Raw genomic sequence first — 13,607 nt, 5'->3', positions numbered from 1 at the left:
TCTTATGCTCCTTCGATGGACTGTTGCGGAAGGCTGAGCGGACGGCGCGCGCTGCCGTCGGACGGTTGCCCGGACGAACCCGGCAACGCGGGACCGTGACGAAGCAGCTTCAGCAGGTAGTAGATGCCGGTGCCGAACACGATCGTGTAGACGATCACGAACGCGAGCAGCGACACGCCGACTTGCTGCGCGGTCACGGGCGACACGGCATCGGCGGTGCGCATCACGCCGTACACGACCCACGGCTGGCGTCCGGCTTCGGTCGTGACCCAGCCCGCGAGCAGCGTGACGAATCCGGTCGGGCCCATCGCCAGTGCGAAACGATGGAACCAGCGCGCATCGAACAGCCTGCGCTTGCGATGCAGCCACCACGCGGCAACCGACATCGCGATCATCAGCACGCCGAGACCCGCCATCACGCGGAAACTCCAGAACACGAGCGTCGAGTTCGGGCGGTCTTGCTTCGGAAATTCCTTCAGGCCGCGAATTTCGCCGTCCCAGCTATGGGTGAGGATCAGGCTGCCGAGATGCGGAATCGAGACCGCATACTTCGTGGTTTCGGCTTCCATGTCGGGAATGCCGAAGAGATTGAGCGCGGTGCCGCCTTTCTCCGTTTCCCAGATGCCTTCGATCGCCGCGATCTTCGCCGGTTGATGTTCGCGCGTGTTCAGGCCGTGCGCATCGCCGACGAGCGCCTGAATCGGCGTCAATGCGAGCAGCAGCCAGAGCGACATCGAAAACATCTTCCTGATGGCCGGATCGCGCCGGCCTTTCAGCAGATGCCACGCGCCGGTCGCGGCGACGACGAGCGCCGCGACGATGAACGCCGCGATCGCCATATGCGCGAGCCGGTACGGGAACGACGGATTGAAAATAATCGCCCACCAGTCCACCGGCACGACGTGATCGCCTTCGATGCGAAAACCCTGCGGCGTCTGCATCCAGCTATTCGACGCGAGAATCCAGAACGTGGAGATGAGCGTGCCGATGGCGACCATCAGCGTCGCGCCGAAGTGCGCCTTCGGACCGACCTTGTTCCAGCCGAACAGCATGATGCCGAGGAAGCCCGCTTCGAGGAAGAACGCGGTCATTACTTCGTACGTGAGCAGCGGCCCGGTGACGGGACCGGCGAAGCTCGAAAAGCCGCCCCAGTTGGTGCCGAATTCGTACGCCATGACGACGCCCGACACGACGCCCATGCCGAACGCGACAGCGAAGACCTTCGACCAGAAGAGACACAGTTCCTTGTAGACCGGCTTGCCGGTCTTGAGCCACGCGCCTTCGAGCACCGCGATGAAACTCGCCAGTCCGATGGAAAGCGCCGGAAAAATGATGTGAAAAGAGACGGTGAACGCGAACTGGATCCGCGCCAGATCGAGTGCTTCGGGAGTCGCATGCATGATGACGTGTGCCTTGAAATTCACCCAGACGTGTAACGGGGCGGAGCTTAGCGCTATTTCGAGAAAGTGTTGCGCTGCGTCAGGGAATTTGCATTGCGCGCAAATGCCGCAGTTTCAAGGGTTTGGCGGCGCTACGAGTTTGATTCGATTCTGATTTTGGGATACGTCGATGGTGCGGTGCGGCAAGAGCGCACACGCGTTTTCGCGACAATCGACCGCACGGAACACATCCGGCGCGAGCGGCGGCCGGGAAAAGAACTTTTACGTTGCGGCAGCACGAGACGGGCGACCCGCGCGGGTACCATAATGGTTTTTGACCACGCGCGCCGCGCGGGCAGTAAGGAGAAGCATCATGCGCCTGGATGACCAGCCAGAAAGTCAGAACGTGGAAGACCGGCGCGGCGGGGGCGGCTTCCGGGTCGGCGGCGGATCGCTCGGGATCGGGACGATCATCGTGGCGCTCGCCGCATCGTATTTCTTCGGCATCAATCCGATGACGATCATCAACGGCGCGCAGGTATTGCAGGGCAGCGCGCCGCAACAGCAGGCCGCGCCGCGCAACGCGCAGCCCGCCAGCGATCCCGGCGCCGTGTTCGTGCGCCGCGTGCTCGGCAACACCGAACAGACGTGGCAGCACATCTTCCGGGCGCAGTTCAATCAGGACTATCCGGCGCCGAAACTCGTGATGTTTTCGGGCGCCACGCAGACCGCATGCGGAACGGGACAGGCGGCCATGGGCCCGTTCTACTGTCCCGGCGACCGCAAGGTGTATATCGATCTGTCGTTCTATCGCGAGTTGCGCGACCGCTTCGGCGCGGGCGGCGATTTTGCGCAGGCTTATGTCATCGCGCATGAAGTCGGGCATCACGTGCAGAACGTGCTCGGCATCATGAACAAGGTCGATCAGGCGCGCTCGCGCCTGACGCGCGAGCAGGCAAACGCGCTGTCGGTGCGCGTCGAGTTGCAGGCGGACTGCTTCGCGGGCGTCTGGGCCGCCGTCGCGCAACGCGACAACGCGAAGCTGATCGAACCGGGCGATTTCGAGCAGGGGCTGAACGCGGCAGCCGCGATCGGGGACGACCGTCTGCAGAAGCAGTCGCAAGGGCGCGTCGTGCCCGAGGCGTTCACGCATGGAACGAGCGAACAGCGTCAGCGCTGGCTGCGGCGCGGCATGTCCTCAGGCGACGTGCGCCAGTGCGACACGTTTTCGTCACGCGCGCTTTGATCGAGGTTGCGCGCGCGGCAACCCGCCTCGCCGAATTGGACTATTCTGAAACAGGCGCCGCGCGCGCCTGTCGACGATGCTTACAAACGCTGACAGTGCGTTTGTCTCAAATTCATTAGAATCGCTGGTTTTCCGGGTTTGTCCCGGCATGCCGCTGGGCCGGCACACGCACCGGAGCACTCCCGTACCCTTCATGAAGCGAATTCTGATCGTCAAAGTCACGTCGCTCGGCGATATCGTCGAGACGCTGCCGGTCGTTGCCGATCTGCGGCGCGCATTTCCGTCCGCCAGGATCGACTGGGCCGCGGACGCCGCCTTCGCCGACATCATCCGCTGGAATCCGGGCGTCGATCGCGTGCTGAGCGCGCCGCTGCGCAAGTTCAAGAAGGCGCGCAACTTGAACGATCTGAAGGAGATCGCTGGTTCGATCGGCGAGCTTCGGGCTGAAAAATACGACGTCATCGTCGATATTCACGGCGTCTACAAGAGCGCGATCATCGCGTTCATCGCGCGCGGACGGCGGCGTTACGGTTACCTGAATCAGGATCTCGGCGAGCGCGGCGCGGCCTTCGCGTACAACGCGCGCTTCGGTCCGCGGCCGCTCACCGACGCGTGGCGCGGCATGCGCGTGAGCGTCGCCGACGCGCTCGGCTATCCGCTCGACGACACGCCCGATTACAACATTCGCCTGCCGGCTGTCGCACGCGACCTGAACATCCCGCGCGACGCGCGTATCGCGATGCTGTTTCACGCGACGTCGGCGGACGTGAAGAAGTGGCCGAAGGAACATTGGGGCGAGGTCGGCCGCTGGCTCGCCGCGGGTGGCTATGCGATCGCGTTGCCGTGGGGCACGGAACGCGAGCAGGGCGAAGCGCAAGCGATCGCGGCGCTCGTGCCGGGCGCCATCGTCCTGCCGAAGCTGTCCGTCCTCGAATGTGCGCACTGGATTCAGGCGTCGGAACTCGTCGTCGGTACGGATACCGGGCTCGTGCATCTCGCGCATGCCTTGCAGCGCCGCACCGTCATGTTGTTCGCCGCGACTTCGCGCGAGCACTTCGGCGTGAACGATCCGGGGCGTTCCATTTCAATCGGCGAAGAGGGTGCGCCACCCGAAGTGCCGCAAGTGCTGGCCGCCATCGAAAGCGTGACGAATGCGCCGCCGGCTTCGATTTCGAACGCCGCCGAAACCGGCGTGACGACGATTCGCTAAACGCGTTATTTTTTCAAAAGCTTTTATGCGCATAAAACTACGGGCGGTAGGAAGTCCGCTCTGCGCTAAAAATATCGGTGCGCTAACGTAAAAGTTGCCATTCGGTACTTGACGGCAAACTCGGCAAGCATGACGATTGCGGAAAATACTTAAGAATCGTCCGATAAGATGACCGAAGAAACCGTCGAAGACGCGCGCCAGTTGCTGGTCCGCCTCCAAGCATCCGAGATTCCGCTCAACGTCGGCCTCGAATGGCCGATCGTCGCCGCCGATGGCGCGCAACTCTTCGACGCGGGCGCCGTCGTGCCCGACGCGCACTCGCTCGAATTCATGTTCCGGCATTTCGAGCCGCACCGCGCGATGCGCGAGCCGGCGCCGATCATGGCCGAAGAAGAGGGCGCGAGGGACGGTCCGCTGACGCTCGAAGATATCGGTCTCACCATTGGCGCGCGGGTCGGATTGCGCGGCACCGGCGGCACGGGTTCCGCGATGTACGCGAGCCGCGTGATCGGTTTCTCGACGCCGCGCCGCAATGGCGAGCGTTCGCTGTTCGTGACGCAGCCGTTGATGGCGGGATTCGATCCGCTCGACCTGACGCTCGGGGAGCAGGTCGATCTGGTCGCGCTCACGGGCCGGGGCGTGTTCCGTTTCGCCTGTACCGTCGATGCAACCTGCCGCGAGCCGTTCAACTACGCGGTGCTGTCGGCGCCGGGCGCGATCCGCAGATTGCGCACGCGCAAATTCGCGCGCATGCCGACGCGCCTCGCGGCACATTTCGTCGCCGATGGCGAGTCGCAAACCATGCGGCAACTCGGCCGCGTAAGCGACATCAGCCCGTACGGGATGTCGCTGACCGTGGCGAATCCGGCTGCGCACGTGGGCGAGCGCCTGCAACTCTCGTTTCAGTTCAAGACCGATGGCGTCGACGTGAAGATCGACACCATCGCGATCGTGCGTCATGTCGGCACGGTTGATCCGGTCGATGGCAGCGCGGCTTACGGGCTCGAGTTCGAATCGCTCGAACCGTCGCAGCGCATCGCGTTGAAGTCGTTCATGGCGGAGCACAGCTAGGATCGGGCTGCGTCCGGCCTCAGGATGGTTCAGACGCCCGGAAAGCCGTCCGGGAAGAGGCGTTCGACGGCCGCTTCGAAGTGCTGGATCGGCGCGGCGCCGCGCAGTGCGATCGGCGGCGGCGGTTCCTGGCCGGGCGCGGGCTCCCGCGACAACACCGCGAACGGCACGCCGGTCACGCCCAGTTTCTTCGCGAATTCTTCGTCTTCGATCACGAGATCGGTGTACGTGCCGTCGTCGAGCGCTTCTTCGAGCATTTCCGGATCGACGCCGCAGGTCGCCGCGATATCGAGCAGCGAGTCCGTATCGCCGATGTCGATGCCTTCCTCGAAATACGCCTTGAAGATCGCCCGATGCACGAGATCGAAACGGCCGGATTCGCGCGCGAACATGGCCGTCTCGAAGGCCTTGCGGCTGCGCGGCGTGACCGGCGGCATGCGCATCGTCACGCCGCGTTCTTCCGCGAGCGGGCGGACCGAGTTTTCCCAGGTTTCGACGATCTTTTCGTTGTTGGGATCGACCAGCGGCGTGGGTTCGGGGCGCAACTCGAACGCGTGCCAGCGAATCTCGACCGCATCGCCGTATGCGTTGCGGAACTGATCGAGCACGGGCGTCTCGAGATAGCAGAACGGACACGCGAAGTCCGACCAGACGTCGATGTAGAGAACAGACGTGGATGCCATGTGAGCCTCAAAAGCGAACGGCGCGAGTGCGCCGTTTGACTGAACCGGGCGGACGCCGCGCGATGGCGACGACCGCAAAACCGGTATGTTAGCGCGTGCCGACGGGCGACGCGCGCATGCGCTACATGTCGGAAGCCGCCGTCGATCTCGATCTTGCGATCGAAGAAACGCGAGCGGCGCGTCGTTCGCGACGAATTTCGCGGGTCACACAATGCTCGGTCACGCGGTTGTTTTGACCATACGAAACGACATGGCTCGAACGGCATAGGCCGAATCGCAGCCTCTCTGCGCCCGCGCCCGCGATCCGCTACGATGCAAAGCGACGCGCTCGACGCAACCGCGGGCACGGCGCATGCGGACTATCGCGACGTGCATCACGCGTGCGCCGGCGTCGTGCGGCGCCGGTCATCGCAGTTCCACTTCCTCTTCTGGAGAACTCTCGTGCAAAAGACAGCATCGGCAAAATGGAGCGGCGGCATCAAGGACGGCAAGGGTTTCATCTCGACGCAAACCGGCGTGCTCAACGAAGCGCCGTACGGGTTCAAGTCGCGCTTCGAGGAAGGTCCGGGGACGAATCCGGAGGAACTGATCGGCGCGGCGCACGCGGGCTGCTTCACGATGGCGCTTTCGTTGCAACTGGAAATGGCCGGCATGAAGGCCGAGAGCCTCGAAACGAAATCCACGGTCACGCTGGACAAGGACGGCGAAGGCTTCACGATCACCGCCTGCCAGCTCGATCTGAAAGCGAAAATTCCCGGCGCCGACAAAGCCGCCTTCGACAAGGCCGCGCAAGCCGCGAAAGAAGGCTGTCCGGTGTCGAAGCTCTTCGCGGGCAACGCGAAAATCACGCTGAACGCGGAACTCGTGTCGTAATCGATCAGGCAAGCGCGGACGGGCACTTCGCCCGTCCATTTTTTTTGAAAAACCTTCAACGCCCCGGGCCGTTCTTCCGAGCGGCCTTGTGCGCGTACATCCTGCTGTCGCTCGACGCGAGCAGATCGATCACCGATGCATGCCGCTGCGCTTCGAACTGCGTCTGCCCGACGCTGAAGCGAATCCGGTAACCGCGCGACGCCGCCGCGTCGCTCGCCGCCAGTGCGAGGCGCAAGCGGTCGAGCGCGTGACGCGTTTCGTCGTCGCCGGCATCGGTCAGAAGCGCGACGAATTCGTCGCCGCCCAGCCGCCCTATCACATCGCTTTCCCGCAACGACTCGCGCAAGGCCGCGGCGAACGTCGCGAGCGCGCGATCGCCTTCGGCGTGGCCGTAGGTGTCGTTGATGCGCTTGAAATCGTCGAGATCGAAGAAGAGCAGCGCCGCGTCGCGACCCATGCGCTTGCAGAGATTCAGCGCATGCTGCGCCAGCGCTTCGAAGCCGCGCCGGTTTGCGATCAGCGTGAGTTCGTCGACGGTCGCGAGTTCGATCGCCGCAATCTCCTGCTCGGCGATGTGAGCGAGATCGCGCAGCAAGCCGGCCTGTTCGGCGTCCAGTTCGCGCGGACGCGTGTCGATGAGGCAAAGCGTGCCGAGCTTCGAGCCATTGGGCACGGTGAGCGGCTGGCCGGCATAGAAGCGGATGCCCGGATCGCCGGTGACGAGCGGGTTGTCGTGAAAGCGCACGTCGGCGCGCGCATCGGGGATCATGAAGACGTCGTCGTGAAGGATCGCGTGTCCGCAGAACGAGATGTCGCGCGATGTCTGCTGCACGCCGAGGCCCGCGCACGACTTGAACCACTGCCGGTTTTCGTCGATGAGGCTCACGAGCGCGATCGGCACGTCGAAGAGGCGGCGCGCGAGGCGCGTCAGCCGGTCGAAGCGCTCTTCGGCGGGCGTGTCGAGGATGCCTAGCGCGCGCAATGTCGCGAGCCGGGCGGGTTCGTTCTCGGGTGTCGGTGCGACGAGCATGTTTCTCCGGTTCTTGGCATGACCGCTGAAGCCGTTATTTTCCGACAAATTACGCGATTCGTTCACCCCTTTGCGGACACGCGCGCAGCGCCGCGTTTTCGCTATCATGCCGATGGTCTGCGGCCCTTTGTCACGGCAATCTCCTCGCACGCGCGGCGCCCGAGCGGGTCCGATTCTTTCGGCGCGTTTTGCAGCGACCTTGGGCCACATCGCCTGTGCCGACGATCCCATTCACCCGATCCGCCCGGAGCGCCGATGAAATTCAAGCTGGACTGGACCTTCATAACCCCGATTCTTGCGCTTGCCGTGCTCGGCGCGACCGCGCTCATCCAGAGCGCCGTGCTGATGGTGCTCGCGGCCGTCGCGCTCGCGCTCGCGGTGTTCGCGGCCGTGCATCACGCGGAAGTGGTCGCGCACCGCGTCGGCGAGCCGTTCGGCACGCTGGTGCTGGCGATCGCGGTCACGGTGATCGAGGTCGCGCTGATCGTCTCCGTGATGCTCTCCGGCGGCCCCGAGAAAGCCGGACTGCCGCGCGACACCGTGTTCGCCGCGATCATGATCTGCGGCTGCGGCATCGTCGGCTTGTGTCTGCTGATCGGTGGCTGGCGGCATCACGTGCAGGACTTTCAGTTGCAAGGCGCGGCCGCCGCGCTCGCGATTCTCTGCGCGCTTTCCGTGCTCACGCTCGTCTTGCCGAACTTCACGAGCACGGTCGCCGGTCCGGCGCTTTCCACGTCGCAACTGATTTTCGTCGGCGTGATCTCGCTCGTGCTGTACGTGACGTTCGTGTTCGTGCAGACGATCCGTCATCGCGATTACTTCCTGCCGTTCACGCCGCCGGCCGCCGCCGGCGCGCAGGACGAAGACGACGCGCCGCACGCGCCGCCGCCGAGCAACGGCGAGGCGTGGCTCGCGCTCGGGTTTCTGATGTTGTCGCTCGTCTCCGTGGTCGGACTCGCGAAGCTGCTGTCGCCGGCGGTCGAGGCGGGCGTCGCGGCGGCGGGCGCGCCGGAAGCGGTGGTCGGCGTGGTGATCGCCGCGCTCGTGCTGCTGCCCGAAGGCCTCGCGGCCGTGCGCGCGGCGCGTCTGAACCGGCTGCAGACGAGCCTGAATCTCGCGCTCGGCTCGGCGCTCGCGAGCATCGGCCTGACGATCCCGACGGTGGCCGTGGTGTCGATCATCATGGGCCAGCCGATCGCGCTCGGGCTGGCGCCCAAGGAAATCGTCATGCTCGCGCTCACGCTGCTCGTGTCCGTCATCACGCTCGGCACGGGACGCTCGACCGTTCTGCAAGGCGTCGTGCATCTCGTCATATTCGCGGCTTTCCTGTTTCTTTCGATCGTGCCTTGACCGGCGTCGTGCGGCGAATCGTGTGCTTTTGTTACCATTCACGGTTTTTCGCGCGTCGGCGCGCGATGTTTCGCCGTCTCATCGAAAGTCCCGAAGGAAAAGCATGTCATTCAAGAAGTCCGCATCGTTTGCGATGCTTGCAGCACTCGCCGCCGTCTCGTTCTCGGCGCACGCCAAAGAGATCACGCAAATCCGCTTCGCCGTCGATCCCTCCTACCCGCCGTTCGAATCCAAGCAGGCCGACGGCAAGCTCGCCGGTTTCGACATCGACCTCGGCAATGCACTGTGCGCGCAGATGAAGGTCAAGTGCGTGTGGGTCGAAAACAATTTCGACGGCATGATTCCCGGCCTCAAGGCCCGCAAGTTCGACGCCGTGCTGTCCGACATGGGCATCACCGAAGAGCGCCTGAAGCAGATCGACTTCACCGAGCCGCTTTACGACACCCACGCGCAGCTCGTCGCGCGCGCCGGCTCGGGCATCCTGCCGACGCCGCAGGCGCTCAAGGGCAAGCGCGTCGGCGTGGAGCAGGGCACGGTGCAGGAGCGCTACGCGAAGGTGAAGTGGGAGCCGCAGGGCGTGACGGTCGTGCCTTACGGCGATCAGGAACAGGTCGAGGCGGATCTCGTCGCGGGCCGCATCGACGCGATGTTCACCGACGCCGTGCAAGCCGCCATCGGCTTTCTGAAGAAGCCGCAGGGCAAGCCGTTCGCGCTCGTCGGTCCGATCGTCGAAGACCGCGCGATCATCGGTCCGGGCACGGCCATCGGCTTGCGCAAGGGCGACGCCGATCTGAAGAACGGTCTGAACAACGCGTTCGTCGAGATCAAGAAGAACGGCACGTTCAAGCGCATCATGGCGAAGTACTTCGAGACGGATATCTCGATTCAGTAAGCGTCGTTCGACGCATCCGACCGGAAAGGCATCGCTCGCGGTGCCTTTTCTTTTCGACGAGAGATTTTCGAAGATGCAGGTTCATCACCATCCGCTCGCCGGCGCGTCGCTCGGCACCGGGCGCGCAATCACGAGCTATCGGTTCGGCCCGCCGGACGGCCCTTTGCCCAAGGTGTTCATCCAGGCATCGCTGCATGCGGACGAATTGCCGGGCATGGTCGTCGCGTGGTATTTGAAGCGGCGCTTTGCCGAACTGGAAACGGCGGGGCGTTTGAGTGGGCGCGTCGTGCTCGTACCGGTCGCGAATCCGGCGGGCCTGAATCAGCACTGGTTCGGCGCACAGATGGGCCGCTTCGAGATGCGCTCGGGCCAGGACTTCAACCGGCGCTTTCCCGAGCTCGGGCCGGAACTGGCGTTGCAACTGAAAAACGGTCTCACCGATGACCAAGCGCACAACACGCGCGCGATCCGGACTGCGCTTTCCGACGCGCTCGCAGCGCGCCAGCCCGCGACCGAACTGGAGTCGCAGCGGCTCGAACTGATGAAGCTCGCGTGCGATGCGGATCTCGTCATCGACCTTCATTGCGATTGGGAAGCCGTCGCGCATCTCTACACGACGCCCGAGGCGTGGCCCGCGATCGAGCCGCTCGCGCGCTATCTCGGCAGCGAGGCGCAATTGCTCGCGGACGTGTCGGGCGGCGAGCCGTTCGACGAGGCGTGCACGTCGGCGTGGCGCTATCTGCGCGGCGCACTGGGCGATCGTTTTCCGATTCCGATGGCCGCGAAATCCGTCACGCTCGAGCTGCGCGGCGTGCGCGACGTGTCGCACGACATGGCCGCGCGCGATGCTCGGGCGATCGTCGATTATCTGACGCACATCGGCATGATCGCGGGCGAAGCGCCGGAATCGCCGCCGCTGCGCCATCCCGCGACGCCGCTCGCCGGATGCGAATACGTGCACGCGCCGGTGTCGGGCGTGATTCTGCATCGGCGGGAAATCGGCGAGACGGTGCGTGCGGGCGATGTCATCGCCGACGTGCTCGATCCGCTCGATGACCGGCTCGTGCCGCTCGTCGCAGAAACCGAAGGCGTGCTGTATGCGCGGCACTGGACACGTTTCGCGACGGCGGGAATGCTGGTCGCGCGCATCGCGGGCAAGGACGCGGCGCGTGAGGGCGACTTGCTCGTGCCCTAGCGGCGCCGCGACACGTACCATAGACACGTCATGGAGAACAAGAAAACATGCTGAAGAACATCGATCCGCTGCTCAACGCCGACATCCTGCACGCCCTCTGCGCGATGGGACACGGCGACGAAGTCGTCATCTGCGACGCCAACTTTCCCGCCGATTCCGTCGCGCGTCAGACCGTGCTCGGCCGTTTGCTGCGGCTCGACGGCGTGAGCGCGCCGCGCGCAGTGCAGGCGGTGCTGTCGGTGATGCCGCTCGATACATTCGTCGATCATCCTGCCGAGCGCATGGAAGTCGTCGGCGATGCGGCCGCGCTACCCGCCGTGCAGCGCGAAGCCCAGCGCGAAATCGACGCCGCCGAAGGTCGCGCGGTGCCGTTCGCGCCGGTCGAACGGTTCGCGTTCTACGAGCGCGCGAAGAAGGCGTATTGCGTGATCGCCACGGGCGAAATGCGCGGCTACGGCTGCTTCATCTTCAAAAAGGGCGTGCAACTGGCGCCGGACGCGCCCCAGCAAAAGTGACCGGGCGTATAAGGGATTACCCTGTTGCTTTTTTGAGAAATTGTTGCTTCGCAGCGTGAAAAGCGTATAGTTAGGGTTATTCCCTAGCTACTTACCCTGAGGCGCTCATGAAAACCACCGCTCAACAATCCCTGCTCGTTTCGTTCGGTTCCTGGCTGCGCGCGGCGAAGGCTGCGGTGCGTCGTGAGTGGAATCGTGCGCTGCAACTGCATCTGCAAAACTGCGAGATTCTTGTCGAATCGTATCGCCGCAAGTAAGCGCGCCGCGACGGCATCCCGGTCAGGAGCATCGAACGACGCCCCGGAAGCGAAAGCTTCCGGGGCGTCGTCGTATTTGGGCGACGGGTTTTATCGAGCGAAGCCGCTTGACATGCAACCAAATGGTTGCATAATGCGTCCATGGATGACGATTCGGTTTTTCGCGCACTCGCGGACGCCAGCCGCAGACAACTGCTCGACCGCCTTCACGAAGCAAACGGGCAGACGCTCGGCGAGCTATGCGACGGCCTTCGCATGACGCGTCAGGCCGTGTCGAAACATCTCGCGATCCTCGAGGCCGCGAATCTCGTATCGGCGCAGCGTCGCGGCCGCGAGAAGCGTCATTTTCTCAACCCGGTGCCGATCCACGAGATCGCGCAACGCTGGATCAGCAAGTTCGAGCGTCCGCGTCTGGACGCTCTATCCGACCTGAAACGCACGCTTGAAGGAGACGACCATGAGTAGCGATACGTTTGTCTACGTCACATACATCCGCACGACGCCGGAAAAACTGTGGGAAGCGCTGACGACGCCGGAATTCGTGAAGAAATACTGGTTCGGCATGCACCAGGAATCCGCTTGGACCGCCGGCTCGTCATGGAAGATGCTGTTCTCCGACGGACGCGTCGCGGATGCGGGCGAAGTGCTCGAAGCCGAGCCGGGCAAGCGCCTCGTGCTCAAATGGCGCAACGAGTTTCGCGAGGATCTGAAGGAGGCGGGCTGGTCCCGCTGCACGTACGAGATCGAAGCGCTCGCCGAAGCGGTCAAACTCACGGTGACGCATGTGAGCGAGAGCAAGCCGTTCATCGAGGCCGTGTCGGGCGGCTGGCCGAAGATTTTGTCGAATCTCAAGTCGTTGCTGGAAACGGGACAAGTGGCGCTCGTCAACAAGTAGGCCGATCGGCAAGCGAGGAGTTCAAGCAGCGCGCCGACAACGTGTTCTGTCGGCGCGTTGCTGCTTGTACGCAGGCATATCGAAAAATTACATAAAGACTCGATCGTTGGGATTCCTCTCGGAGATAATTTCCCCGCTTCCGCACGAGCGGTCGATCTCTTTTCCGTGCCGTACAGCTCAGTTATCGGCACATCAGAATAATTTCGAATAATGGGGCGCACACGATGTATTTGCTTGGGAAGCTGGAAAACGGCTATCTGCAACTTGTCAGAATCATCTTTTTAGTGCTGGCGACGCTGGCGCTGATCGTCGCAATCGTAGAGGGCGTGCCGGCCGTCATGGATTACAACGCGAAGGCGGCGGCCGTGCCTTCGGACATTACAGTCAAGGCGTCGGCGTTCCGTCTGGAAACCGATCAGGCATCCCCCGATGAACAGAACGCTGACGCCGCACCGACAGACCCGGCGGAAAAGGAAAAAGCCTCACTCGTCGATGGTCTGCACACCGTGCTGCTGAAGCACGGAAAGAGTCTCGTGGGCACCGGATTCGCCTTGCAGAAGGACGACTTGCAAGGACTCGTCGGTTCATGGGTGCACAATTCCGATCGCGGCGCGGACTACGCGAAAGCGCAGACAAAGTACCTTGACGACGTGCTGTCGCGGGCGGACGTGGGCAAGAAAGTCAACGGCTCGCAAGACCAATTCTTCGCGGTAGTCAATTCCGCCATCACTCAGTTCGCAGCCGATTGGACGAAGCAGCACGCCGCCATCGCGACGAAAAAGGTCGCTGCAGAAGAACAGGCTTCCGCAAAACGTATCGGGGCACTTCAGTCGGTCAGCGTGGTCGCCGGTGCGACTGGCCTGTTCATTACGCTGGTGCTTTCGCTGATCATGTTCCGCGTCGATCGCAGCATCCGTCAGATGGCCAACGCTGGTTCCGCTGGCTGACGCTTCCGCGAGTTCAGAAGCAACAACGGCGCGCATCCGCGAGGAGCGCGCCGTTTGCGTTTCA

Annotated in this window: 15 protein-coding genes; 12 read left to right on the top strand and 3 right to left on the bottom strand. The window is 63.6% G+C overall.

Annotation, left to right across the window (positions count from 1 at the left end; genetic code table 11):
- Positions 1-2 precede the first annotated feature (2 nt).
- Positions 3-1,400 carry a cytochrome ubiquinol oxidase subunit I gene (locus NOV72_RS03380; RefSeq protein ID WP_106853118.1) on the bottom strand — a complete coding sequence of 466 codons (1,398 nt, stop codon included), beginning with the start codon at positions 1,398-1,400 and terminating at the stop codon, positions 3-5.
- 352 nt (positions 1,401-1,752) lie between these two features.
- Here NOV72_RS03380 and ypfJ point away from each other — a divergent pair, with 352 nt between their 5' ends.
- The 3 genes from ypfJ to NOV72_RS03365 all read left to right on the top strand — a co-directional run bounded on the left by ypfJ (position 1,753) and on the right by NOV72_RS03365 (position 4,906).
- Positions 1,753-2,625 (top strand): KPN_02809 family neutral zinc metallopeptidase, encoded by an 873-nt coding sequence (ypfJ, locus tag NOV72_RS03375; protein ID WP_106853117.1) that lies wholly within the window; start codon positions 1,753-1,755, stop codon positions 2,623-2,625.
- A gap of 193 nt (positions 2,626-2,818) precedes the next feature.
- Positions 2,819-3,835 (top strand): lipopolysaccharide heptosyltransferase I, encoded by a 1,017-nt coding sequence (waaC, locus tag NOV72_RS03370; protein ID WP_106853274.1) that lies wholly within the window; start codon positions 2,819-2,821, stop codon positions 3,833-3,835.
- Between the two features lie 168 nt (positions 3,836-4,003).
- A complete protein-coding gene (locus NOV72_RS03365; RefSeq protein ID WP_106853116.1) occupies positions 4,004-4,906 on the top strand; it encodes a flagellar brake protein in 903 nt (300 codons plus the stop codon).
- Between the two features lie 29 nt (positions 4,907-4,935).
- On the opposite strand, the gene NOV72_RS03360 is transcribed toward NOV72_RS03365, so the two are convergent.
- Positions 4,936-5,589: a DsbA family oxidoreductase gene (locus NOV72_RS03360; RefSeq protein WP_106853115.1), complete on the bottom strand. Its 654-nt coding sequence runs from the start codon at positions 5,587-5,589 to the stop codon at positions 4,936-4,938.
- Between the two features lie 441 nt (positions 5,590-6,030).
- On the opposite strand from NOV72_RS03360, the gene NOV72_RS03355 reads away from it, so the two are divergent.
- The gene (locus tag NOV72_RS03355) at positions 6,031-6,462 is read left to right on the top strand and encodes an OsmC family protein (protein WP_062255086.1); all 432 of its coding nucleotides are present in this window, start codon (positions 6,031-6,033) and stop codon (positions 6,460-6,462) included.
- Between the two features lie 55 nt (positions 6,463-6,517).
- Here the strand turns inward: NOV72_RS03355 and NOV72_RS03350 are convergent, their stop codons facing one another.
- Positions 6,518-7,492 (bottom strand): GGDEF domain-containing protein, encoded by a 975-nt coding sequence (locus NOV72_RS03350; RefSeq protein ID WP_106853273.1) that lies wholly within the window; start codon positions 7,490-7,492, stop codon positions 6,518-6,520.
- Between the two features lie 255 nt (positions 7,493-7,747).
- Here NOV72_RS03350 and NOV72_RS03345 point away from each other — a divergent pair, with 255 nt between their 5' ends.
- The 8 genes from NOV72_RS03345 to NOV72_RS03315 all read left to right on the top strand — a co-directional run bounded on the left by NOV72_RS03345 (position 7,748) and on the right by NOV72_RS03315 (position 13,543).
- A complete protein-coding gene (locus tag NOV72_RS03345) occupies positions 7,748-8,842 on the top strand; it encodes a calcium:cation antiporter (RefSeq protein WP_106853114.1) in 1,095 nt (364 codons plus the stop codon).
- Positions 8,843-8,945: 103 nt separating this feature from the next.
- Positions 8,946-9,734 carry an ABC transporter substrate-binding protein gene (locus NOV72_RS03340; RefSeq protein WP_106853113.1) on the top strand — a complete coding sequence of 263 codons (789 nt, stop codon included), beginning with the start codon at positions 8,946-8,948 and terminating at the stop codon, positions 9,732-9,734.
- A 73-nt stretch (positions 9,735-9,807) separates the two neighbouring features.
- The gene (locus tag NOV72_RS03335) at positions 9,808-10,929 is read left to right on the top strand and encodes a succinylglutamate desuccinylase/aspartoacylase family protein (protein WP_106853272.1); all 1,122 of its coding nucleotides are present in this window, start codon (positions 9,808-9,810) and stop codon (positions 10,927-10,929) included.
- A 47-nt stretch (positions 10,930-10,976) separates the two neighbouring features.
- Positions 10,977-11,444: an RbsD/FucU family protein gene (locus NOV72_RS03330; protein ID WP_106853112.1), complete on the top strand. Its 468-nt coding sequence runs from the start codon at positions 10,977-10,979 to the stop codon at positions 11,442-11,444.
- 107 nt (positions 11,445-11,551) lie between these two features.
- Complete coding sequence (locus tag NOV72_RS32160) at positions 11,552-11,701, top strand: hypothetical protein (protein WP_181290817.1); 150 nt, start codon at positions 11,552-11,554, stop codon at positions 11,699-11,701.
- Positions 11,702-11,842: 141 nt separating this feature from the next.
- Entirely contained in the window at positions 11,843-12,166 is a 324-nt protein-coding gene (locus tag NOV72_RS03325) for an ArsR/SmtB family transcription factor (RefSeq protein WP_106853111.1), read from the top strand.
- On the top strand, positions 12,159-12,596 hold the full coding sequence (locus tag NOV72_RS03320) for an SRPBCC family protein (RefSeq protein WP_106853110.1): 438 nt from the start codon (positions 12,159-12,161) through the stop codon (positions 12,594-12,596). Before NOV72_RS03325 ends, NOV72_RS03320 begins: the two co-directional genes overlap by 8 nt.
- A gap of 224 nt (positions 12,597-12,820) precedes the next feature.
- Positions 12,821-13,543 carry a hypothetical protein gene (locus tag NOV72_RS03315; RefSeq protein ID WP_106853109.1) on the top strand — a complete coding sequence of 241 codons (723 nt, stop codon included), beginning with the start codon at positions 12,821-12,823 and terminating at the stop codon, positions 13,541-13,543.
- Positions 13,544-13,607 lie beyond the last annotated feature (64 nt).

Origin of the sequence: Caballeronia novacaledonica (genome assembly GCF_900258035.1) — a bacterium.
GTDB lineage: Bacteria > Pseudomonadota > Gammaproteobacteria > Burkholderiales > Burkholderiaceae > Caballeronia > Caballeronia novacaledonica.
Note: the sequence above shows the minus strand (reverse complement) of the source record. Positions and strands in the feature narration are given on the sequence as shown.

Bases quoted from the DNA above. Each gene is read 5' to 3' on its own strand.
- NOV72_RS03380 (WP_106853118.1), bottom strand. From the start codon at position 1,400: ATGCATGCGACTCCCGAAGCACTCGATCTGGCGCGGATCCAGTTCGCG.
- ypfJ (WP_106853117.1), top strand. From the start codon at position 1,753: ATGCGCCTGGATGACCAGCCAGAAAGTCAGAACGTGGAAGACCGGCGC.
- waaC (WP_106853274.1), top strand. From the start codon at position 2,819: ATGAAGCGAATTCTGATCGTCAAAGTCACGTCGCTCGGCGATATCGTC.
- NOV72_RS03365 (WP_106853116.1), top strand. From the start codon at position 4,004: ATGACCGAAGAAACCGTCGAAGACGCGCGCCAGTTGCTGGTCCGCCTC.
- NOV72_RS03360 (WP_106853115.1), bottom strand. From the start codon at position 5,589: ATGGCATCCACGTCTGTTCTCTACATCGACGTCTGGTCGGACTTCGCG.
- NOV72_RS03350 (WP_106853273.1), bottom strand. From the start codon at position 7,492: ATGCTCGTCGCACCGACACCCGAGAACGAACCCGCCCGGCTCGCGACA.
- NOV72_RS03345 (WP_106853114.1), top strand. From the start codon at position 7,748: ATGAAATTCAAGCTGGACTGGACCTTCATAACCCCGATTCTTGCGCTT.
- NOV72_RS03340 (WP_106853113.1), top strand. From the start codon at position 8,946: ATGTCATTCAAGAAGTCCGCATCGTTTGCGATGCTTGCAGCACTCGCC.
- NOV72_RS03335 (WP_106853272.1), top strand. From the start codon at position 9,808: ATGCAGGTTCATCACCATCCGCTCGCCGGCGCGTCGCTCGGCACCGGG.
- NOV72_RS03330 (WP_106853112.1), top strand. From the start codon at position 10,977: ATGCTGAAGAACATCGATCCGCTGCTCAACGCCGACATCCTGCACGCC.
- NOV72_RS32160 (WP_181290817.1), top strand. From the start codon at position 11,552: ATGAAAACCACCGCTCAACAATCCCTGCTCGTTTCGTTCGGTTCCTGG.
- NOV72_RS03325 (WP_106853111.1), top strand. From the start codon at position 11,843: ATGGATGACGATTCGGTTTTTCGCGCACTCGCGGACGCCAGCCGCAGA.
- NOV72_RS03320 (WP_106853110.1), top strand. From the start codon at position 12,159: ATGAGTAGCGATACGTTTGTCTACGTCACATACATCCGCACGACGCCG.
- NOV72_RS03315 (WP_106853109.1), top strand. From the start codon at position 12,821: ATGTATTTGCTTGGGAAGCTGGAAAACGGCTATCTGCAACTTGTCAGA.